The organism is Sphingobium sp. FW305-3-2-15-F-TSA7 (assembly GCF_058787155.1).
Genome location: NZ_JBYSZM010000023.1, coordinates 71,109 through 93,472, shown reverse-complemented (window position 1 = coordinate 93,472; position 22,364 = coordinate 71,109). Strand labels below are relative to the sequence as shown.

19 protein-coding genes are annotated in these 22,364 nt (G+C 63.8%); 11 read left to right on the top strand and 8 right to left on the bottom strand.

Annotation, left to right across the window (positions count from 1 at the left end; translation table 11 throughout):
• The first annotated feature begins 2 nt into the window (after nucleotides 1-2).
• The gene (locus AC3WN8_RS18425; protein ID WP_492670927.1) at nucleotides 3-623 is read left to right on the top strand and encodes a TetR/AcrR family transcriptional regulator; all 621 of its coding nucleotides are present in this window, start codon (nucleotides 3-5) and stop codon (nucleotides 621-623) included.
• A gap of 81 nt (nucleotides 624-704) precedes the next feature.
• Here AC3WN8_RS18425 and AC3WN8_RS18420 read toward each other — a convergent pair whose 3' ends face one another.
• Nucleotides 705-2,003, bottom strand: coding sequence for a metallophosphoesterase family protein (locus tag AC3WN8_RS18420; protein WP_492670926.1), 1,299 nt, complete (start codon nucleotides 2,001-2,003; stop codon nucleotides 705-707).
• A 23-nt stretch (nucleotides 2,004-2,026) separates the two neighbouring features.
• Nucleotides 2,027-4,366, bottom strand: coding sequence for a TonB-dependent receptor (locus AC3WN8_RS18415; protein ID WP_492670925.1), 2,340 nt, complete (start codon nucleotides 4,364-4,366; stop codon nucleotides 2,027-2,029).
• A gap of 117 nt (nucleotides 4,367-4,483) precedes the next feature.
• On the opposite strand from AC3WN8_RS18415, the gene AC3WN8_RS18410 reads away from it, so the two are divergent.
• Nucleotides 4,484-5,092: a TetR/AcrR family transcriptional regulator gene (locus AC3WN8_RS18410; protein ID WP_492670924.1), complete on the top strand. Its 609-nt coding sequence runs from the start codon at nucleotides 4,484-4,486 to the stop codon at nucleotides 5,090-5,092.
• 9 nt (nucleotides 5,093-5,101) lie between these two features.
• Here the strand turns inward: AC3WN8_RS18410 and AC3WN8_RS18405 are convergent, their stop codons facing one another.
• The 4 genes from AC3WN8_RS18405 to AC3WN8_RS18390 form a co-directional block, all read right to left on the bottom strand.
• Nucleotides 5,102-5,752, bottom strand: coding sequence for a Vgb family protein (locus tag AC3WN8_RS18405; RefSeq protein WP_492670923.1), 651 nt, complete (start codon nucleotides 5,750-5,752; stop codon nucleotides 5,102-5,104).
• Between the two features lie 30 nt (nucleotides 5,753-5,782).
• The gene (locus AC3WN8_RS18400; protein WP_492670922.1) at nucleotides 5,783-7,003 is read right to left on the bottom strand and encodes a helix-turn-helix domain-containing protein; all 1,221 of its coding nucleotides are present in this window, start codon (nucleotides 7,001-7,003) and stop codon (nucleotides 5,783-5,785) included.
• A 542-nt stretch (nucleotides 7,004-7,545) separates the two neighbouring features.
• Nucleotides 7,546-7,761, bottom strand: coding sequence for a hypothetical protein (locus tag AC3WN8_RS18395; RefSeq protein ID WP_492670921.1), 216 nt, complete (start codon nucleotides 7,759-7,761; stop codon nucleotides 7,546-7,548).
• A 51-nt stretch (nucleotides 7,762-7,812) separates the two neighbouring features.
• Complete coding sequence (locus AC3WN8_RS18390) at nucleotides 7,813-8,850, bottom strand: AraC family transcriptional regulator (protein WP_492670920.1); 1,038 nt, start codon at nucleotides 8,848-8,850, stop codon at nucleotides 7,813-7,815.
• A 148-nt stretch (nucleotides 8,851-8,998) separates the two neighbouring features.
• Here AC3WN8_RS18390 and AC3WN8_RS18385 point away from each other — a divergent pair, with 148 nt between their 5' ends.
• The 9 genes from AC3WN8_RS18385 to AC3WN8_RS18345 all read left to right on the top strand — a co-directional run bounded on the left by AC3WN8_RS18385 (nucleotide 8,999) and on the right by AC3WN8_RS18345 (nucleotide 20,053).
• Nucleotides 8,999-10,327 carry an acyl-CoA dehydrogenase family protein gene (locus tag AC3WN8_RS18385; RefSeq protein ID WP_492670919.1) on the top strand — a complete coding sequence of 443 codons (1,329 nt, stop codon included), beginning with the start codon at nucleotides 8,999-9,001 and terminating at the stop codon, nucleotides 10,325-10,327.
• A 71-nt stretch (nucleotides 10,328-10,398) separates the two neighbouring features.
• The gene (locus AC3WN8_RS18380) at nucleotides 10,399-11,610 is read left to right on the top strand and encodes a thiolase family protein (RefSeq protein ID WP_492670918.1); all 1,212 of its coding nucleotides are present in this window, start codon (nucleotides 10,399-10,401) and stop codon (nucleotides 11,608-11,610) included.
• Nucleotides 11,603-13,237, top strand: coding sequence for an AMP-binding protein (locus AC3WN8_RS18375; RefSeq protein ID WP_492670917.1), 1,635 nt, complete (start codon nucleotides 11,603-11,605; stop codon nucleotides 13,235-13,237). The genes AC3WN8_RS18380 and AC3WN8_RS18375 overlap by 8 nt, the downstream gene beginning before the upstream one ends.
• Before the next feature lie 2 nt (nucleotides 13,238-13,239).
• Nucleotides 13,240-14,352 (top strand): saccharopine dehydrogenase family protein, encoded by a 1,113-nt coding sequence (locus tag AC3WN8_RS18370; RefSeq protein ID WP_492670916.1) that lies wholly within the window; start codon nucleotides 13,240-13,242, stop codon nucleotides 14,350-14,352.
• A gap of 32 nt (nucleotides 14,353-14,384) precedes the next feature.
• Entirely contained in the window at nucleotides 14,385-16,985 is a 2,601-nt protein-coding gene (locus AC3WN8_RS18365) for a TonB-dependent receptor (protein WP_492670915.1), read from the top strand.
• A 24-nt stretch (nucleotides 16,986-17,009) separates the two neighbouring features.
• Nucleotides 17,010-17,780 carry a glucose 1-dehydrogenase gene (locus tag AC3WN8_RS18360; protein WP_492670914.1) on the top strand — a complete coding sequence of 257 codons (771 nt, stop codon included), beginning with the start codon at nucleotides 17,010-17,012 and terminating at the stop codon, nucleotides 17,778-17,780.
• Nucleotides 17,777-18,241: a DUF3237 domain-containing protein gene (locus tag AC3WN8_RS18355; protein WP_492670913.1), complete on the top strand. Its 465-nt coding sequence runs from the start codon at nucleotides 17,777-17,779 to the stop codon at nucleotides 18,239-18,241. The genes AC3WN8_RS18360 and AC3WN8_RS18355 overlap by 4 nt, the downstream gene beginning before the upstream one ends.
• Nucleotides 18,242-18,251: 10 nt before the next feature.
• The gene (locus AC3WN8_RS18350; protein WP_492670912.1) at nucleotides 18,252-19,040 is read left to right on the top strand and encodes a methyltransferase family protein; all 789 of its coding nucleotides are present in this window, start codon (nucleotides 18,252-18,254) and stop codon (nucleotides 19,038-19,040) included.
• An 11-nt stretch (nucleotides 19,041-19,051) separates the two neighbouring features.
• On the top strand, nucleotides 19,052-20,053 hold the full coding sequence (locus AC3WN8_RS18345) for an MDR family oxidoreductase (RefSeq protein ID WP_492670911.1): 1,002 nt from the start codon (nucleotides 19,052-19,054) through the stop codon (nucleotides 20,051-20,053).
• A gap of 43 nt (nucleotides 20,054-20,096) precedes the next feature.
• Here AC3WN8_RS18345 and AC3WN8_RS18340 read toward each other — a convergent pair whose 3' ends face one another.
• Nucleotides 20,097-20,282, bottom strand: a complete 186-nt coding sequence (locus AC3WN8_RS18340) for a hypothetical protein (RefSeq protein ID WP_492670910.1) — start codon at nucleotides 20,280-20,282, stop codon at nucleotides 20,097-20,099.
• Between the two features lie 97 nt (nucleotides 20,283-20,379).
• Nucleotides 20,380-22,323, bottom strand: coding sequence for a lipoxygenase family protein (locus AC3WN8_RS18335; RefSeq protein ID WP_492670909.1), 1,944 nt, complete (start codon nucleotides 22,321-22,323; stop codon nucleotides 20,380-20,382).
• Nucleotides 22,324-22,364 lie beyond the last annotated feature (41 nt).

Below are 22,364 nucleotides of genomic sequence, written 5' to 3'. Positions count from 1 at the left end.
ACATGGCCGATCGTGGCCGACCTCGAAATTTCGACCGGGAGGAAGCGCTGTCCCGTGCGATGCAGCTATTCTGGGCGCGCGGCTATGACGGCAGCTCGATCTCGGACCTGACGCGCGCAATGGGGATAGGGTCGCCCAGCCTCTATGCCGCCTTCGGCTCCAAGGAAGCGCTCTTCAAGGAGGCGCTGCTCCATTACGAGGCGACGGAAGGCCCCGAAATCCGGACGGCCATGGATGCCGCGCCGACGGTTCGTGCGGCGGTGGACGCCTATCTGACGGCCAGCGCCCTGAGCTTCTCACGGCCCGGCAAGCCCCGCGGCTGCATGGTCGTGCTGTCCGGCCTCACGCCCGGCGAGGCGAGCAAAGGCTTTGGCGATATCCTGCGGCGGGATCGCGCGGCGAGCATCGACGATCTGGAGGCGCGGCTGACAAAGGCCGTGTCGATCGGCGACCTGCCGGCCACGATCGACGCGCGCGCGGTGGCGACCTTCTACGTGACCGTCCAGCAGGGAATGGCGATCCAGGCGCGCGATGGGGCGAGCCGCGAAACGCTGATGGGTATTGCGCAGAACGCGATGAAAGCCTGGCCGGCATTGACGGGCGCATCGCAGGCGTCCGTCTGATCCGGGGCCGGCGGTTCGGGGCGGATCGTTCGGGATCGTGCCGGCCCCGGGCGATCATCGCCCGGAACCGGCGCCGAGCCTCTATTTCGCGACCTTGGCGGTCTTGTCGAAACGCTTGCGGAAATCGGCGAGCGAGATCGTGAAATCATCCTCGGCGTGGAAGGCCTCGTCGCTCAGCTTCGGTTTCTCCTGGGTCTTGTACCATTTGGCATAATCGGGCGTGTCGACGCTCAGTGACTTGTAGTGCGTCGAATAGGTGCGGACCTTGATCGTCGGCACGGCGGCGGCCATGTCGAAGGTCATCAGCCGCATCCAGCCGTCGCCGATCCCGACGGGATAGTCGGATTTGACGCCGGCTGCGATCGCGGTCTGGCCGCGGTCCTGATAATCGGCGAGCACCTGATGCACGCTGTTGCCGAAGCGGTTGGCGTCGGTGCGCAGCGCCTGGCCATGTTCGTGGCCGCACAGCAGCAGGAAGATCTGGTCGTGCTGGCTCACCAGCTTCTGCCAGACCATCTCGGGATTATTGTCCTTGGGGTCGGCGGCATGGCCGTCGATCATCGGATTGGGAATGCGGCGTCCTTCCTTGTCCATATAATCGTGCGTCGAGATGATCGTCGGCAGGCCGGGATAGCGTTTGATGATCGACGCGGCCCATTCCAACGATGCGTCGGGCGCGTCGAACTGCAGGCCGATATGCAGGAAGCGATAGCCGCCGGCGGTGAAGATCTGGGCGCTGTCCGCGCCGCCGTCATGCGCGCCGACATACCAGGGCTTGTCCTTGAAAAACGGCGTGTCGCTGCCGAACACCGACCTGAAATTGGTCAAGCCGCCGGGATGGAGCATGCCCAGCGTCGAAAGATCCTTGGGGTCGAACTTCGCGGCGGGCGGGAATTTGGAATCGGTCCACATCGCGTCATAGTCGTGATTGCCGGGCACGACGGAGAAGGGCACCTTGCCCATCAGTTTCTCGAACCCCTTTTTCGCGGTCGGCATCTCGACGCTGTGGACCTTGGGCGTCGGCGCGAAATGCGCGTCGAGGATCGGATTGGGCGCGACCTTGAAACCGCGCGCTTCATGATCGGGATCGATCCTGAGCGTCTGGTGTTGCCACACGTCGCCGAGCGAGGTGACGAAGGCGATATCGCCGCCCCGGCTTTCGAGATTGTCAGCGACATATTGCATCTGTTCGAGGAACATCGCGCTCGCGTCGAAGGGGAAGCCCTCGGCGGTCTGGTGGGTGTAATCGGTGTAATTCTGCGTGTCGGGCAGCACTGCGATGGTGAAGCTGTCGTCGCGCGCGATGGCGGGCACGGCGATGGCGAGCGCGAGCAGCGAGGTGAGGGCTGCGCGACGCGCAAGCGGAATGAACCATGTCATGGCGTGTCTCCTGAAAAGGGGGGTCAGAATTTGATGCCGAATTCGGCGCGCAGCGTGCGGCGGGTGCCGGCGATGAAGGTGGGAATGCCGAAATAGTCGCCGGTATTGCCGGCATCGACGATGAACGTCTTGTCGGCCAGATTGTCGCCGATCACCGCGAACGACCAGCGCTCGCCCTTGGGCGTGAACGACAGCCGTGCGCTCAACAGGCCGAAGCCGTTCTGATACTCGTCGACGACCTTGTCCGAATAGGCGACCGGAACGCGCTGCTGAAGGTCGAGCCGGTCATTGTCGTCGAAGAAGAACATCTTCGACTGCCAGCTATAGACCGGCGCGAAGCTGACGATGCCGTCGGCCAGCGGCAGATCGACATTGCCGCCGATCGCGAATTTGTGATCGGGGCTGTTGCGGAAGCGGTTGCCGGCATAGGCGCCCGAACGGAAACGCGCCTTGTTGTAGCCATAGCTGCCGAAGATCGAGACGCCGGGCACGATCGTCCAGTTGAGCTGGGTCTCGAAGCCGGTGGCGTTCGCCTTGCCGGCATTGATCGTCGCCAGCACGCCGTTCCGGAAACCCAGTGTCTGGAAATTGTCGTAATCATAATGGAACACGGACGCGTCGCCGACCAGGCGGCCGCCCATCAGGCGGAACTTCACGCCGCCCTCGACCGAGGCGAGCTTTTCGGTCGGGATGATCTCGGCTGGCTTGTTGGCGTTGACCTGAAGCACTTCGGGCCGCTTGCCGACGCCATAGACCGCATAAAGATTGACGTTGGGCGAGACGGCGTAGCGCACGCCCGCGCGGCCGGTGAGCGTGGTCGAGCTGTTGGTGCCTTCGAGCACCGCGCCGCCGGGCGTCGGCGCCAGCAGCAATCCGCCCTTGGTGAGCGTCGAGACGCCGTTGGGTGTCAGCCCCTGCAACGAGACCTGCTTCTTGTCCCAGGTCGCGCGGCCGCCCGCGAAGATGTCCAGCCGGTCGGTCGCGTGCAGCGTGACGTCGGCGAAGACATCATAGGTGGTGACGTCGGCGCGGGTGAGCTGGCGGTCGAGATGGAAGGGCTTGAGCGCGGCAGCACCCGCGCCGAGGATACCGTTGATCTGCGCGTTGGTCAGGCCCTTGGGCGCGAAGCCCTGCAGCACGCCGCCGAGCAGCAGCGCCATTGCGCGCTCGTCATAGCCGAGATCGAAATTCATGCCGTTCCTGGCCTTGAACGCGCTCGCGCCGACAAAGCCCTCCAGCGGCCCGACATCCTTGAAGTTGAGGCGCAGCTCCTCCGAATATTGGTCGCCGAAATTGCATTGCTCATAGGCGATGATGTTGGTCGGCGTGCCGTCATTGTCGCCGCTCTGGCAGGCGTCGAACCAGCGATAGCCGGTGATCGAGGTCAGGCTGAACCGGTCGTTCAGCGTGATGTCCGCCGTGCCGCTCAGACCCAGTATCTCGCGGTGGAAATAGGCCGACGGGATATCGCCGAAGCTGCCCAGGTGTGTGGGCGTCCAGAAGCGGAGGTCGCCGACCACCGCGCCCGTGGCCTGGTCGAGCGGCAGGAAGGTGCGCGACTTGAAGGGGACGCCGCCCTTGGTGTCGTCGACGTCATAGGTCGCGATCAGGTTGAACTTGAAGCTGTCGCCCGGTTCCCAGCGGGCGACGAAGCGATAGGCCTGGGCGTCGAGCGCATTGTAGCTGCCCGAACCGTCGCTGTCCTTGACGAAGCCGTCGCGCTTGCGCGTGAGCGCGCCGAAACGGATCGCCAGCGTGTCGCTGACCGGCACATTGGCGACACCCTGGAGATGGACATAGTCGTAATTGCCGAGCCCGCCCTTGATCTCGATCCCGAAGCTGTCGGTCGGCCGCTTCTGGAAGATCGAGACGCCGCCGTTGAGCGCCGAGCGGCCGTGCAGCGTCGATTGGGGGCCTTTCTCGACCTCGACCCGGTCGACGTCGAACATCTCGCCATAGGCGGCGGTCGCCTGGGTGACGGCGACGCCGTCCTGGAAGACGGCGACGCGCTGCTCGCTCTGCGGCGTGAAATCGTTCGAGGTGATGCCGCGGATCGAGAAGCCGGGCGCGAACTTGTCCTGGAGCTGGATCACGAAACCCGGCGTGATCGCCGAGACCCTGGAAAGCTCGCTGCCGCCGATCTGTTCGAGGAAGTCCGCGCCATAGGCACTGATCGCCATCGGCACATCGGTGATGCGCTGTTCGCGCTTCTGCGCGGTGACGACGATGTCGCCGCCGCTGTCGCCCGTATCCGCCGCCGCGTCGGCCGCCGGCGCGACATTGTCGGCGGGCGCCGAATCACTGGCCCACGCATTGGCGGTGCCAAGCGCGAACAGGCTCGAAAAAAGGAGGATTTTGTACATCGCGACCACGCTCCGAAAGGGAAAGACTATTTACGAGGCGGACGCGTATCGATATTCTGTGACAGATTTATGTGATGGCGGGATCGCGCCGGAGGGGATGTTCGAATGGAGCAGGCAATGTTGGAACAGCCGGCGCGGGGGCGCGGCCGTCCGCGCGACCTGGAAAAGGACGCGGCGATCCGCGATGCCGCGTGGGAGGTTCTGGCCGACAAGGGTTATGAGGGGCTGACCTTCGAGGCGGTCGCGGAGATGACCGGATGCAGCCGCGCGACGCTTTACCGGCGTTTCGCGTCGAAGCTCGAACTGGTCGAGACGATCCTGTTCGAAACCTCGCGCGCGGTGGAGCCGGAGATCGCGTCCGGCGAACCGCCGCGCGACATCCTGATGGCCCATGCCTCGGCCTGCGCCGAATATATGTCGGGCAGCCGGGGACGGGCGATATTGAGCATCACCGAAAGCGCGGCGCGCCTGCCCGAGCTCGATCGTGCGACGCTGCGGCACAAGGCCGGCGAACAGGAATATTATTATCGCGAGTTCCGCCGCCTGGTGCCGGGCGCGGATGCCGAGGCGCTGGACTTCGCATTCGACACGCTGGTCGGCAACATCATCTATCACGTCGCCATCCGTCGGCGCGCGCTGGCCGCATCGGATATTGCGCTGCTGGTCGATCAGGCGATTGCGGTGCTGCGCGCGCGATATGCCGCGGAAAAGCTCGATAGACGGTAGCAGCGTCGGTTATCTGATCGCAGAATCCGGCCGGGGACGGCGGACGACCCGCACTTTCCCGCTCGGTCCGCCGCCGCAGAAGAAGCGATCGCCGCCGTCGGACTCGAGGCCGGATACGCCGGTCCCTGCCGGCATTTCGAGGCTTTCGATCACCGCGCCGGTCTGGGGATCGATCCGCCGCACATCGCTTTCGTCACCCTCCCAGGTGCCGTGCCAAAGCTCGCCATCGACCCAGGTCACGCCGGTGACGACGCGCTTCGATTCGATGGTCTTGAGAATCTCGCCGGTTTCGGGGTCGATCTGATGGATCTTGCGATCCCGATACTGACCGACCCACAGCGTGCCTTCCGCCCAGGTCAGCCCCGAGTCGCCGCCCTTGCCGGGCGCCGGGATGGTGGCGAGCACGTTGCCGGTCTTCGGATCGACCTTCTGGATCCGATCCTCTGCGATCTGGAACAGATGCTCGCCGTCAAAGGCGGTGCCGGCATGCGCGGCGACGTCGATCCTGCGCGTCGTCTCCCCGGTCGCGGGATCGAGGGCATTCAGCGTGCCGCCCGCGGCATACCAGACCTGCCGGCCGTCGAACGTGACTCCGTGGACCTGATCGACGCCCGGGAAGGGGCCATATTCACGGATGATGTCGGCAGCGGATCGTTTCATGGTTCCATCCTTAAATGGTGCGAGACCATTCTAATCACTGGGCAGTGGCCCCGGGAGTAACAAGCTTGTCGTGAATCCCGGCACGGGCGCCGCCACCCAGCGCCGCGCGCGGCCATGGCCGAAAGGCTGGACCTTGCCGCTTTCCGCAAGCGCGTCGAGGGCGCGTTGCACGGTGCGCTGGCTGGTGGCCAGCGCCAGGGCCAGCGCCGAACTCGACCAGGATTCACCGTCGGCGAGCAAGGCCAGCACCGATCCGTGCGCCGCGTCGGCCGGAGGCGCCAATATGGCGACCTCGGCTGCGCCGCGTGGCACCAGCGCAAAACCCGCTTTGGTCGCGCTGATGCCGGCCAGCGTGCGCAGCGCTGCGCGCAGCCGCCCGATCTCGACGCGCAGCCGCGCCCGATGCGATTCATCGGCGTGCTTCGCCCGGAAGACGCGCGCGATCAAACTGTCTCTCGCGACATCTCCGGGCCAGGCTTCACCGAGCGCGCGGGCAAGCGCGAACAGGATCGGCCGCGTCGCGAGCGGGACCGTCACGCCCGCGCCGCGCACGACATGGCGGCATGCGTCGACGACCAGCGCATCGGATGCCAGCAGCGCCTCGACCGCGTCGAGCAGGAGAGGGCGTTCTTCACCGCGCAGGATCAGGCGTGCCGCCGGGGTGTTCAGGGCGAGGTGCGCGCTTTCCACCTCCGCCGTCAGCGCGGGCATGTCCGCTTCCCGCGCGGCATGGCGCGCGTGCGCGAGCGCGTCATGCGCGGCGCCGGATTGCAGGCGCCTGATTGCGATGCCGGCGGCGGCCAGCGCATGGGCGGCGCGCAGCGCGGGCGGCAGGGCCGCCGCGTCGAGCGCGTCCAGCCCATGCCCGGCCTGATTGAGGCGGCCGATCAGCAGCAGGCGCCGGATTTCGAGAATGCGCGCATGCGCCGCATTGATGCGATCGCCATGGGCTTCGAGCGTCGCCCGTGCCGCATCGAGCGCCCCGGGGGACCAGCTCAGGTCGCGCGAGACGAGCGCGATCTCGGCTTCGGCGACGATGCAGCGTGCGCGGGCGACCGCCTCTTTCGGGCGGAAGGCCCGTGCCGCGCTGCGGAGCAATGCCCGGGCGCGGACGAACTCGCCGAGCTGCGCCATCGCGATCCCGCGCAGTGCGAGCGCCGGGGCGTCGTCGCGCAGCGCGACCCGGTTCAATGCCCCGAGCGGATCCCCCGCGGCGAGCGCACGCGCCGCGGCAGTGATCAACGAGTCCATCGCACGCCCGCCACTCGCTCCTTGATGTCCGGCCCCAGGGTTTGATCCATCTGAGTCGAAACACCAACCATCTTGTCGTTCCGGCGAAAGCGGACTGGCGCCGGGGGATTTATTTCGGGTGTTTAATGCGAGGCGGGAATTCCTGGCGCTGAGCCGCTTGTCCCGTTGTTGAGACATGATCTGGGCCGATGCGGTCGGCCTCTCCTCCCTATGCCGAAGGCATGGGGAGGGGGACCGCCGACCGCAGGTCGGTGGTGGAGGGGAAATGCGATGGCTCATTCTCCTCGAAGCCGGTGGGAATCCCACGAGAATCTTGCTCGAAAGTCCCGCAGGGCGGCTGCATCCTCTTTCCCCTCCACCACCAGCCTCTGGCTGGCGGTCCCCCTCCCCATCGCTTCGCGATAGGGAGGAGAGGGGCTTGCCGTCTCGGGCTCCGAATAGAGCCCCGGACACCGGTGCACGAACGCGGGAATGACAAGATGCGTTAATCCAGCTGGATCAGCCTCCAACCTATCTCACGACAGGGCAACAGGAGGCCGCGATCAGATGTTGATGCTGGTCGGGATCAGGCTGGGCTGCAGATAGGGATAGGGCGCCTGGCGTTCGCCGTTACGGGCGACGATCCGGGCCTCGACGGCCTGCAGCGCCGCCTGGAAACGCGACAGGGCGCAATCCGCGCCGATGATCGCGGGATCGCGGAACCAGGCGGGATAGGGGAAGTCGTTGCTGAGATAGGTGCCGAGCGGGCGGTAGAGCACCGAGCCGAGTGCGCGATGTGCCGCGGAAGATGTCGATCGACCGTAGCGGCGTCAGACATTGCCCGATTTGCGTTGGGCGCGATAGCGAAGCGGGGACAGGCCGGTCCAGCGTTTGAACGCGCGCGAGAAGCTGGCCGTCTCCGCGAAATCGACCATTTCGGCGACACGCTCGATCGAGAGATTCGAGTGATCGAGCAGCGATCGCGCGCGCTGTTCGCGCACTTGATCGAGGATCGTGCTGAAACTCAAATTCTGTTCCGCCAGCCGTCGGTAGAAACTCCGCTCGGACATGCCGAGGTGGCTGGCGGCTTCGGTCGCGGATGGAAAGCTGCGCGCGGAGCGCACCAGCAGCGCATAAAGCTGGCTGACCATATCGTCGCTGACGCGCGCTTCCTCCAGAAGGCGTGCGCATATCGATCCATAGGTTTCCTCGAGAAGCGGGCTGGCCATCGGCAGGCTCGCCTTGCCCGCGCCGGGCACGAATACCCAGCGGGTCGATACTGCGTTGAAGGTGACCGGAACGCCGAGGGTCGTTTCGATATCGAGCCATCCCTGGGGGCGGTCGAGGACGCTTTCGATGTGCGAGAGCAGTCGTGATTGCGGATGCATGTCGTTCAGGAATCGCGTGACCGACCCAAGCGCACGTTCCTGACAGAATTCCCGAAGATCCGGCGGTGCAAGATTGTCATGGGCGCCAAGGCCGATCATCTCGCCATCCTCGTACAGCGGCGTATATTGCATCAAGGAATAGGTCAGCGCCTGAAACGCCGCGAGAACCTTGAATCCCTCTTCCACCGTATTGGCCGCCAGCACGGCAAGCCCAAGCGGGCCGTAGGTCATCAGCCTGTAGCGCAGACCGGTGCGGAGCCATGCGCCGGGCAGGCCACGGGTTGCGTCGGCAAAGGCCTGTTGCAGGCGCAATTCCTGGATGCCGGACACTTCGGCATTGGGGTCGTCGAGCAAAGCGGCTGGAATGCTGGCCGTTGCCAGTATCGGTTGCCATGCCAGCCCTTCTTCCTCGACCGAGGACCGCATGATCCGCAGGCTGTGGTTGGAGTATTTGAGTGTGGCCAGCGACTCCGGTTTCAAAGCACCCCTCCATTTTTGGAGGACGCTAGTTCGCGTGGCAGGATAAGTCAAAAAATAGTCAGTTTGGAACATTGTTGCGGCGAAGGGCACGTGTTCTATTCATCGTCGCAGAGTGCCATCGGGCATCAGGACTGACAGGAGAGCGAGCATGAGCCAATTGGCACCAATGACGGTCGCGCCCGCGAATGACGTTGCCACGCCGCGCGCATTTTCAGCCTGGGATAGCGCGCCGCGCGTCAAGCTTGGTCCCCTGGGCGCCGAGCCGCCGCTGCCGGGCATTGTCGGAGATCTGCACGGATCGCTTCACAGCTTCGCCGAACGCACGATGCGGCCGATCGGCAAAGTGCTCGACCGGATGAGCGCGGCGGACGGGATCGCGACGGGATCGCCATTGTGGGATTTCTGGCGCGACTATCAGGCACTCGGCATCGATATGGCGACACTGGCGTCGTTCACGCCCGAAGAAATGCCGGTCGTTTTCGCCGTGCTGTTCGAGGAACTTGGCTGGGGCGATGCCGGTCTCGCCATTTCGGCGGGCGCCGGCATTCTGCCGCACTATATGGCCGCCAAATTCGGCAATGATTTCGTTGCCAGAACCTATCCCGAACCGATGATCGGATGCTGGGGCATCACAGAGCCCGATCATGGCAGTGACTCGATCGATCCGGGGCAGCAGGTGTTCCATGCGAACGGGCAATATGGCCGTCCGAACTGCGTTGCGAAGATCACCGACGGCAAGCTGATCATCAACGGACAGAAATCGGCCTGGGTCTCGAACGGTCCGATCGCCCAACTCTGCATCCTGTATTGCGCGGCGCAGACCGGAGACGGCGCCGCCGATCCGAAGCGCGGCGCGGTCGTTGTCATACCGCTCGATGCGGATGGGGTATCGCGCGGCAAGCCGCTGGAAAAATTGGGGCAGCGCGCATTGCCGCAGGGCGAGATCTTCTTCGACAATGTCACGCTCGATATCGACCATCTTCTGGTCGCGCCGGAGGATTTCAAGAAGGGCGTCTACGCCATTCATGCGGAGGCGAATGCGCTGATGGGCGCAACCTTCACGGGGTGCGCGCGTGCCGCCTATGAACACGCCTATGCTTATGCGCATGAACGCAAGCAGGGCGGGGTGCCGATTATCCGGCATCAGGATGTCGCGCGCCGGCTGTTCCACATGGCCCGCAAGGTGGAGGTGTCGCGGGCGATTTCGCGCCGGGTGACGACCTTCAACATGGCGAACGACATGCCGTCATTGCCCGTCGCCATGTTCGCCAAGACGACATCGACGCAGAATGCCTTCGAAGTGGCGAGCGATGCCGTCCAGATGTTCGGCGGCAATGGGCTGACGCTCGAATATCCGGTGGAAAAACTGCTGCGCGACGCGCGTGCGTCGATGATCGAGGATGGATGCAATGAGGTTCTTGCACTGAAGGGTGGAGTGGGTCTGATCGACCCGGATTTGCTGCCGCCCAGCGCCTGACCAACCGGTCAAACGGAAACTGAAATCTTGGGAGAGGCCGGATGCGGCTTTTCCCGACGGGGAGGATGTGCGTGAAACAAACAGCCCTCATTGCGGGTGTCGGGATGACGCGGTTCGGGAAACATCTCGATCGCAGCCTGTCGAGCCTGGCGCATGAAGCGATCGGGCAGGCGGTGGCGGATGCGGGCATCGAGATTGGCGATATCCAGGCCGCATGGGCGGGCAATGCGGCCGCCCCCGTCATCACCGGGCAGGTGTGCATTGCCGGGCAGATGATCCTGCGTGGCCTTGGCATCGGCCGCATCCCGGTGATCAATGTCGAGAATGCCTGCGCCACGGCGTCCACAGCATTCCAGCAAGCCTGCACGATGGTGACGCTTGGCATCTACGATGTCGTTCTCGCATTCGGGGTCGAGAAACTTTATCATGCCGACAAGGCGCGCACCTTCGCGGTGTTTTCCGGCAGCATCGATACCGAGCATGCCGACGCGTTGCAGGCCTATGTCGATGCGGGGCGGTCCGAAACGGGCGAGGATCGCCAGCGATCGCTGTTCATGGACATCTATGCGCGGATGACGCGCGATTACATGGCGCGCAGCCCGGCAACATCCGAGCATTTCGCGATGGTGTCGGCGAAGAACTCCTTTCACGGAAGCCTCAACCCCCGGGCACAATTCCGTGACGTCGTGAGCGCGGCGGAGGTGCTTGCCGCACCGATGGTTTCACCCCCGCTGACGCTCACCATGTGTTCTCCGATCGGCGACGGTGCGGCGGCGGCGGTGATCGTATCGGAACGCTTTGCGCGCCGGCACGGAATTGCGGCGCCGGTGCGGGTGCTCAGCTCGCTGGTCGCAAGCGGATATGACGAAGTGGATGGCGAACCCGGCCTGCCGGAATGGGCGGCGGCGCAAAGCCGGGAATATTCGGGCGTCGGGGCGGAAGACATTGATTGTGTCGAACTGCACGATGCGACCTCGCCCGCTGAGCTGATCTATTACGAGGCGCTTGGCCTGTGCGCGAAGGGCGAAGGCCCTGCGCTGCTTGAAAGCGGCGCAACCAGACTGGGTGGCCGGGTGCCGGTCAACACGTCGGGCGGCCTGGTCCGCAAGGGGCATCCGATCGGCGCAACCGGCCTCGCGCAGATTTTCGAACTGACCGAGCAGCTGCGTGGCCGGGCGGGTGCGCGCCAGGTGGCCGGCGCGCGCGTGGCGCTGGCCGAAAATGGCGGTGGTTTCCTTGGCACCGATGCAGCCGCGATGGCGATGACGGTGCTCAGTGTCTGACCCGCTGAAAACCCCCCTGCAGATGGTGCTGGACGGTGTCGAACGGCATGCCGATCTGGATGTGCTGACCTTTGTCGAAGTCGGCCCCGACGGGACGCTGATCGAGGACGTCAGGACCTATGCCGATCTGCTGCTGAACGGCCGCCGGATCGCCGGCGCATTGTCTGCCGAAAATATGGGCGACGGCGCCGCGTTCGCGATCATCATGCGCAATCACGCCGAATTCGTGGATGCAATGATCGGGTCCGAGATTGCGGGCACGATATTCGTCCCCATCGATCCACGGACGCGCGGCGAGAAGCTGCTCTACATGCTGCGCTTCGCCGGGTGCCGGGGCGCGTTCGTTGCCGATTACGCGCTGTCATATCTGCTGGATGTCCTGGCGGACTTGCCCGAGCTGGAATGGATCTGGGTGCTGGGCGATACCCAGCAGACGGTCACCGGACCGGTCAGGATGGCCCGTTTCACGGATGTGATCGGCCGGGCCGTGGCGGTCGAGGATCTGCCGAAACCGGATCCGACCAGGCCGATGCAGCTTCTCTATACGTCCGGCACGACAGGCGATCCCAAGGCGATCGTATCGCCCTATGCCCGCTTCGCGGCGGTGGGCACATTGGGGCACGCGATCGGGTTGCGGCCCGATGACCGGCCTTATACCGGCCTGTCCCTGACCCATGCCAATGCGCAGCTGATCACACTCGGCAATGCGCTGTCGGGCGGTTTGCGGCTGGTCATCAGCCAGCAATTCACCAAGTCGCGCCTGTGGGAAATCCTCGCCCATTATGATTGCACCATGTTCAGCCTGCTCGGCGGCATGGCCATCGCCATCTATGCTGAACCGCCGGCACCGCACGATCGCGGGCACAAGGTTCGCTATGTGTTGAGTGCCGGCATGCCGGAAGCATTGTGGCACCCCTTTGCTGAGCGCTTCGGTGTCGAGATATTCGAATTCTTCGGTGCGGCCGAAGGCGGGCTGACGCTCAACCCTCCGGGGGCGGGGCCGGCGGGATCGGTCGGCAAGCCGCCCGCCGATACGATCTGCACGATCTTCGACGAGCAGGATCGCGAATGCCCGCCGGGCACGATCGGTGAAATCTGCTTCCGTCCGGTCACTGGCGATCAGCCGCCCGTTGTCTATCTCCGCAATCCGGAAGCCTCGAAATCCAAGGTCCGCGATGGCTGGTTCCGCACGGGCGACGCGGGATACAAGGATGAACAGGGGTGGCTGTATTTCGCCCACAGGATCAGCAACTCGATCCGCCGCAATGGTGATTTCGTCAGCGCCAGCCATATCGAGGCGGAGATCTCCGCGCTCGACGGCGTGGCCGACGTGCATGTCTATGGGGTGACGACGCCGGAGAATGCGCCGGGCGAAAAGGAAGTGATCGCCGCGATCGTTCCCCAATCCGGCCGGACTTTCGAGCCTGCGGGAATATTCGAAAGATGCCGCGCCCGGATCGGCGCCAATGCGGTGCCGAGTTTCGTGCAGATCGTCGAAGAAATTCCAAAGACTGCTTCGGAAAAGCCGCAGGAGCGGTTCCTCATCCAGATGCTGGCTGACGGCCGCAGTACGATATTGAACGCATCAGGAGCCGTTGTGACGGTTACGCCAAAGGGAGGACAATGATCATGAAGGAACCCGTCGTCGTATATGGCGCCAGCGGATATACCGGAAAGCTGATTTCCTGGCATCTCGCCGAAGCCAGGATCCCGTTCATTGCCGCGGGACGCAATCGCAAGCGGCTCGAAGAGCAGATGGCGCTTGTGCCGGAACTCGACGGTGCGGCGTACAGTATTGCCGAAGCACCGAGCGAGGAGGGGGCGCTGACCGAACTCTTCAGGGGTTCGAAGGTCGTCTATAACGTCACCGGCCCGTTCATGAAGATGGGGGAGCCTGTCGTGCGGGCCGCGCTCGCGGCGGGATGCCATTATCTGGATACGACGGGCGAGGCGGATTGGATGCGCCACATCCGGGATCGTTATGGCGCCGAATTCGCCAAGGCCGGCCTGCTGCTGGCGCCGGCCACCTCCTATATGTGGGCCGCCGGCGTGCTGGCCACCGAGATCGCGCTGGAAACGCCGGGGATCGACACGCTCGACGTGCTGTATCTCGCGGATTCCGCGACCAGCGTCGCCTCCACCCAGTCCTTCCTGCGGATGTGCACCGTTCCCCAATATTATCTGGAGCACAACCAGCTCGTCATGTGGCCATTCGCCACGGCCTATCCTGCGATTTCACCGGACTCCCATCGCATCTTTCGTGCGCTGCCCTGGTCCGGCGCGGGGGAACCCGTGTGGTACGAACAGGACGATCGCGTCCGCAACTGCGCGACGCTTGTGGCTTTCCGCAGCGAAGCGATGTTCGGTGCGGTCATCAATGCGCTCGAGGAATTCGAACGGCGCGCCAGGCACCTGTCCACCGCCGAACAGGAACAGGTATCCGACGAAATGGCGGCCGCGCTGGTTTCGGAAGAACCGGGCCGGGAAAATCCGGATCTCAATCGATCGGTGATCTCCTGCATCGGGCGCGGAAATTGCGGCGGCGTGAAGGTCATCCTGCGCGGCAATTCGCCCTATATCCAGACGGGCCTGCTCGCCGCCGAAGCGTGTCGCCGTATCCTGAGCGGGCAATTGCTGGCGACCGGATTTCAATCCCCCGCAAAGGCCTTCGGCGCGCGCAACCTGCTCTCCGCCATGGCGGCCGGTGGCTACCACTCATGGGACGCGCAGATCACCCCGTAACACAGCAGGACAAGACAAAAGGGAGAGAGATTATGCCTATGAAGTTCGCAACGATCCTGCTGGTGACGGCATCGATCGTGCCGCTGACCGCGATGCCGGCCTTCGCCCAATCGGACCCTGCGCCCCCTGCCGCCGACGAAGCTGCCGCCAGCGATGTCGGCCTGGCGGACATCGTCGTCACGGCGCAGAAGCGGTCCCAGAATCTCCAGGACGTGCCCGTCGCGGTTTCCGCGCTGGCCGGGGAGGAATTGCAGTCACGTGGCGTCAGCGAGACGTCGGACCTTCAGGGTTTTGTCCCCAGTCTTCAGATCACCACACCTTATGGCCGCACCCAGCCCAATTTCTCCCTGCGCGGCGTATCGGTGGCCAACGAGTTCTCGGCGTCGACCGCGTCGCCGGTGGGTGTGTATGTCGATGAGGTCTATCAGAGTTTTCGGGCCAGCCACGGCCAGCAGCTCTATGATCTCGATCGCGTCGAGGTGCTGCGCGGGCCGCAGGGCACGCTCTATGGCCGCAACACCACCGGTGGCGCGATCAGCTTTTTCAGCAACAAGCCGCGACTGGGCGACAGCAACGCCACCATCACCGCCGGCTATGGCAATTTCAACACCAGGACGCTCGAGGGCGCGGTGGAAGCGACGCTGATCCCGGATGTGCTGGGGATCCGCTTTGCCGGCACCTATGCCAAGGGCGATGGCTGGCAGTACAACCCCGTTCAGGATCGGCATGTCGGCACGACCAACACCGTGGCCGGTCGCGTTTCCGTCCGCTGGAAACCTTCGAGCGATCTCGACATCAATCTGAAGGGCTATTTCGCACGCGACAATCCGCTGGCGCCCAATCCCTATGCGCTGGGCCAATTGGCCGGCGGGCGTGATGTGCTGGGCTATTCGCGCTTCGATCCTGCGCAAAATGGTGGCCGCGCACTTAAAGGGAATGAGGTCGCCGCCGATACCGGCGGTCGCTATTACACATCGTCGAAGGGGCTTGCGCTCAACATCGCGCTGAACCTGAGCGATCACGTCTCGGTCACGTCGATCACGGGGTACGACACCGGAAAATATCGCAACTCGCCCTTTGATTGCGATGGCTCACCCAACAGCGTGTGCGCGTTGCGCTACAATTCGAAGAGCAAGAATTTCAACCAGGATCTGCGTTTCAACTACAAGAGCGACAAGCTCAATCTTGTGGCCGGCCTCTATTATGGCGTCGACAAGATCGACACGCGCAACGAAATCGATTTCTTCGGCGTCCTGAAGCCGCTGCTGCTCAGCGCGGGGGCACCCAGTTCCTTCTTCAATGCGCCCGTTTCAGCGCCGCAGGCGGCGGCGTTCGTCCCCGCCTTTGCGGTCAATCCGGCGCTGAACCCGACCGATCCGGCAAGCTGTGCGCCGGTCGCGACAGGCAACCCCAATGGTTTCCTCGATGCACGCTCGCTCATCGCCCTGCTGACCGATATCCAGGTCAACAATTCGGGCGGCGGCGGATTTGGCGGGGCGATATCGGCCGCCTGTCGCGCGGCGGGCGCACCGCCCTTCGGGCCGATCAGCGGGGAACAACGCTACACCGTGAAGCGCCCCTCGGCTGCGATCTATTTCGACGGCAGCTATGATTTCACCGATGCGCTGACCGTAAGTGTCGGCCTGCGTTACACGATGGACAAGGTGAAATATCTGAACGGGCGGACGGTGCTTTACGATCTGGGCGGCACGATCCGCGCCAGCACCATCCCCTATACCTTCCCCTATAATGCAAACGCCCCGGCGCTGGAGCAGAAGGAAAAGGCCAATCGCCTGACCGGGCGCATCAACGTCGCCTATAAATTCGCCGACGATGTCATGGGCTATGTGAATTACAGCCGCGGCTATCGCAGCGGCAGTTTCAACGGCCTTGCCTATCAGGGCACCAATCAGGTCTATTATATCCAGCCCGAGCAGATCAACGCCTATGAAGGCGGCCTGAAAACCCGCTTCTTCGATCGGCGCGTCCAGCTCAACCTGGCGGGCTTCTATTACGACTATAAGAACCATCAGGTAACGCAGGTGATCGGCGCAACGACCTTCACCAGAAGCGCGAACGGTCGCCTTTATGGTGGCGAGGCGGAGCTCAGCTTCCAGGCGCTGCACAATCTGCGCTTCGATGCGTCGATGAGCCTGTTGCGCAGCAAATATTCGGGCAATGTGATGGATCCGACCAATCCGTCGAGCCCGACACGCAATGTGAACGGCAATCCCTTTCCCAATGCGCCGCGCTCCACCTTCTCGGCCGGGTTCGACTGGGATGTGCTGGACAATGATGTCGGCAAGCTGACGCTGCGCGGCGACGCCGCCTATACGGGCAAATATTATTTCGATCCGTTCGGCGATTATGGTCAGTCGCCCTGCGATCGCGCCGGCGTTCCCGGCAACATCCGCCCCGCCGGTCCCGCGATCACCTGCGGCAATCCGGGTTACTGGCTCGCCAATAGCCGTCTGACATTTCAGAAAGGAGACTATTCGGCGAGCCTCTGGGTGAAGAACCTGACCAACAAATATTATTATACCTATGGGCTCAACATCGACATCTTCGGGCTGGACTATCTCAATCGCGGCACGCCGCGAACCTATGGCATCGAACTCAGTGCGAAATTCTGAACCAGTGGGAAGGGGATCCGGATCATGAACCGATTTGACGGGCGTGTCGTGCTCCTGACGGGGGCGGCACGCGGCATCGGCGGCGCTGCGGCCGAACTGTTTGCCCGCGAGGGCGCCCAGGTGATCGTGACCGATCGCGATGCGCAGGATGCGCAATCTTCGGTGACCGCGCTGGCCGCCGAGGGGCTGGCGATCGAGGGCCAGGCGCTCGATGCGGCCGACGAAGCCGCATGGGAACAGGTGATCGACGATATCGTCCGGCGCTTTGGCCGGCTCGATGTCCTGGTCAACAATGCCGGGGTCGGCTGGGCCGGAACGGCGGAGGATTGCACGCTCGATATCTGGCGGCGGACGATGGCGGTCAACATGGAGGGCGTGTTCCTGGGCACGCGCAAGGCGATCGCGGTGATGAAGGAGCGCGGCGGCAATATCGTCAATGTCGCCTCGATCGCCGGCAATGTGGGCGAACCTTTGCTGGCGGCCTATAACGCCTCCAAAGGCGGGGTGCGCATCTTCACAAAGGCTGCCGCGCTGCATTGCGCCAACAGCGGCTATCCGATCCGCGTCAACTCGATCCATCCGGGCTATACGACGACGAAACTCGTCAACACGCTGATCGAGGATCTGGGGCAGGACGGTGCGGCCTATGCCGATCACGTCGTCGGCATGATCCCGATGAAGCGCCTTGCCGATCCGATGGAGATCGCCCGGCCATTGCTGTTCCTGGCGAGCGACGATGCCAGCTACATGACCGGCAGCGAACTGGTCGTCGATGGCGGATATATCGCGGCATGACGCTCTCGGGCACGCTGCTTTACGAGGCGCATTTCGACCTGGCCGCACCCGTCGGTGTCGGCGCCACGCCCGAAGGGTTCCGGGCAATCTATCCGGTGAGCGGCGGACGGTTCGAGGGCGATCGGATGCGCGGGCGTTTTCTGCCTTCGGGCGCGGACTGGGCGCGGATCCGCAGCGACGGATCGATCGCGATCGATGTGCGGACCTGCGCGGAAACCGACGATGGTGCGCTGATCTATATCACCTATCTCGGCCGTCTGGTCATTCCGCCCGCATTGCAGGGCCAGGTGCTCGATCTCGATGCCGATGAGCGTCCCGATCCATCCAGCTATTATTTCCGTGTCACGCCGCTCTTCGAAACCGCGAGCGAGACATATGCCTGGCTCAACGGCCTGTGTGCCGTGGGGATCGGACGCATCGTCAAGGGTGGTGCGGCTTACAGCGTTTACGCAATCGATTGAGGAGGTGACCATGGCGACGCAGGCATCGACCATCCCGATTGAAGCCGGCCGCGAACCCGTTCCGGCATGGGCGCGCTTCATGCTGTTCATTCACGCGCACCTGATCTTCGAGGCCAAGGGGCGGCCGCGTATCAAGATTGCGACCGCGGTGAATTTCCACAAGATTTTCACGGTTTTCATCATCTACGCCATGATGGTTCGCACCAATAATTTCTCCGACGCCGCATGGGTCTATCTCGCGCTGCACGGCGTCTATGGCTATTGCTGGCTGATCAAGGATCTGGGCTTTCGCGATCATCAGCTCGATCGCACGACGGCCTGGTGGGGCGCGATCAACATGTATGTCATGCTGGTTGCCTGGTACTGGATCATCCCCTGGCTGTTCCTGTCACGCCATATCGTGCCGAGCGGTCCCGAACTGGCCGGTGCCATTGCACTGTTCTGTATCGGGCTGGTCACGATGATCGCCGCGGACGGCCAGCGTCATTTCACATTGCTCAACAAGCGCGGGCTCTTCACGGGCGGGCTCTATGCCTACACCCGCAATCCCAACTATCTGGGTGAGATATTGCTCTACAGCGCCTTTGCCTGGCTGGCGCAGCATTGGCTTGCATGGGCAATCGTCGGCTATGCCACGATCTCCACATTTCTGCCGCGCATGTATCAAAAGGATCATGCGATTTCCCGGCATCCCGGCTGGGCCGCCTACAAGGCCCAAACCGGCCTGCTGATCCCTTGGGGCCTGATCAATGGCCGCGCCATCGTCGAACGGCTTCGCCGTCCCGCAACCACCGATTAAGAGGAAAACCCATGACCGAAACATTCAGGGCGATCGTTGCCGACGAGATTGACGGCAAGCGGGCGGGGCGGCTGGTCGAATTGCCGGTCGGCAGCCTTCCCGACGAGAAGATACTGGTCGACGTCGCCTATTCGACGGTGAACTACAAGGATGGCCTTGCGGTCTCGGCGCATAGCCCGATTCCGATTGCGCAGACTTTGCCGATGGTCTGCGGGATCGATCTTGCAGGGACGGTCAACCAGTCCGACGATCCGGCATTCAAGCCCGGCGATCGCGTGCTGGTCAATGGCTATGGCCTGTCCGAACGTCATTGGGGCGGCTATGCGCAAAAGGCGCGGCTGAAACCAGAATGGCTGGTGCGTGTGCCCGATAATTTGTCGCTCGAACAGGCAATGGCCATCGGCACCGCGGGCTATACGGCGATGTTGTGCGTGCTGGCCATCGAGGATCATGGGGTGAAGCCGGGCGACGGGCCGATCCTGGTGACCGGAGCATCGGGAGGGGTCGGATCGGTCGCCGTCATGCTGCTGTCGGCGCTTGGCCACGAGGTGGTCGCATCCAGCGGCCGTGCGGAGGAAAGCGGCCCGTTTCTGAAAGGACTTGGCGCCAGCCGGATCATCGGGCGCGAGGAACTGGCGCGCGATGCCGCGCCGCTGGAAGCGGAGATATGGGCGGGTGTCGTCGACTGTGTCGGCGCCCAGGTGCTTGCCACCGCGCTCGCGCAAACACGCTATGACGGCATTGTGGCCATGACTGGTCTCGCCGGTGGCGTTGGGCTTGCGACGACCGTGATGCCCTTCATCCTTCGGAGCGTAACGTTGAAGGGAATAGATTCGGTCCTGGCCCCCTCCGCGCGCCGCCAGCGTGCGTGGGACAGGCTGTCCGAACTTGTCGACAAGGACAAGCTGTCAGCGATTTACGCGGTCGAACCGCTGGAAAACGTGCCGTCGCTGGCGGACAAGATCCTGTCGGGGCAGGTGCGCGGCAGGATCGTCATCGACGTGAACGCATGATGGTGGGTGACGGACGCGCGCCAGGGGCTGGCGCTGGATGCGATCATGCTTCCGCCAGCGCCTTGGCCACGTCCTCCAGATTGCCGTTCACAACGATATAATTGCCCTTTTCGAAATTCAGGGCGCTTGCCGTGTTGCTGCCCCTGAACCGTCGAATGAAACTGACGCGATCGGCGTTCACGAAAACCGGCTCGCCATCGGGCGTTTCCAACCGCACATATCCGTTCATAAATCTCCTTGTCGGCTGGACCTTGCGATAGCTCGGCCGTCTTTTGCCAAGGCGCTTGATTGCCGTCTATCGCAAGACCGCTGAATTTACCGCCAGATCAGATGTTGATGCTGGTCGGGATCAGGCTGGGCTGCAGATAGGGATAGGGCGCCTGGCGTTCGCCGTTGCGGGTGACGATCCGGGCCTCGACGGCCTGCAGCGCCGCCTGGAAACGCGACAGGGCGCAATCCGCGCCGATGATCGCGGGATCGCGGAACCAGGCGGGATAGGGGAAGTCGTTGCTGAGATAGGTGCCGAGCGGGCGGTAGAGCACCGAGCCGAGCAGATAGAGCGTGTTGAGCTGTTCGAGGGCCAGCGAGACCGGCGGCATGTAGCCGAGCCAGTCCTGCTTGCCATGGCCCGCCTGTTCGGTGGGGGCGGCCGCCCATCCCGCGCCGGTGATCGCGGGCGCGAAATCCATCAGGTTCTTTTGCGGGAAATTGACCGCGGCATGCTGTGCGCTCGCGGTGAAGATGATCATCGTGCAGACATCGGCGAGATGGCCGCGCGTCGCGATCGGCGTGAAGCCCTTCACCAGCCCTTCCGCCGTCACCGACGCGACCCAGGCGGCAAGCTCGGTATCGCCCGTCACTGCGTCATCATCGGCATAATAGATGGCGACATATTGGGTGGCCCATTCGTGGATCGCCTGCCACACCAGCAGCGCGTCGTCGCGATAGGGATAGTCGGGAAGCTTGCCCGGATCGGCCACATTGCGCGCGGCCAGATCGTTGGGCAGCATCTTGCCGTGGAAATCGAATGCCAGGCGATCGCTCGCCGACGCCTGCTCGCTGGAAACGATGGTGCCGGCGAAGATATGGTCGATCGGGCCGCCCGCGGCGATGAGCGTGGTCGCCGCCTGGTTGTTGATGAAGAGCAGTCCTTCGAAATGCGGGACGAGCAATGCCCAGATCGGATGGACGTCGGCCAGATGGCGGTGGGTCGCGACCGCGAATGCCTCCATCACCAGATGCGTGCGCGCCAGATGCGCGAACAATTCGTGATAATTGCCGTCGGCCACCTGGACGACGAGCTTCGCGATTTCCCAGCCCCATGCGTCGGCAGCGGCGACCGTCGGCGTGAAGATCGGATGGAGGCTGCTATCCTGTCCGCACTGGATCGCCACGGGCACGAGCGACGATCCGCCCGGCGGCACCGCGAACAGCGCCATGGGCAGGTAGATATATTTGGGCAGGCCGTCCCACATGCCCGGCACCAGAATGTCGAGCTCGGCATAGTCGGACAGATAGATGCGCCCTTCGGCGAGCGCGGCCGTCAGGGTGTCGCCGTTCACGACCGCCGCATAAGCCGCGTCCGAGAGCGGGAAATTGCCTGGAAGCGTGTCGATGCCCTTGATCAGCACCGAATTCGGGCCCGCGACCCGCATCCGCGCGAAGACGTCGTCTTCCTGGAATTGATAGGCGATGCCTGGCGCGCGGAGCGTGTCGAACAGCGCGAGATAGGCGTCGAGCGACAGCGGATCGGTCGTGCCGATGCCGTGGCGTTCCGCATCGGTCATCTCGATCATCGCGCGGAGTTCGGACGCATGCTGCCGCAGCAAGGCGAGATGCGCGTCATGCTCGACATAGTCGATGCCGGTTTCCAGATCGGCGGCGATGCGGCCGAGGATGCCGGCGCCGGCATGTTCGGCATGCTGGGCATGGATGCGCGCCGCCGAAGCCTCGATCTCGTCGCATCGCGCCTGCGCCGCGACCAAAGCTGCCGGCGGCGTGGCGATCTCACCCTTGGCGCTGCTCGACAATTTGACCGAGAGCTGGTTGCGGGCGATCTTGAGACCGACGCCGATCAGGATGAGGAACCAGGACAAGGTCGGCGTGTCGTTTTCCGGCACCTTGGTGGCCAGCGGTACGCCGGGCAGCGTCGCAACCTCGGTCGTCCATTGATAGTCGGCGCAGGTGGCGGCGATCTGCGCGGCGCGCTTCGCCTGTTCCGCGGGGGTGTCGTTCTGAGGCAAAGTGGGGTTGACCGCGGCGCGTGACATTGCTTGCTCCCGATGAAATTCCGGAGCGGCCGATCCGCTTG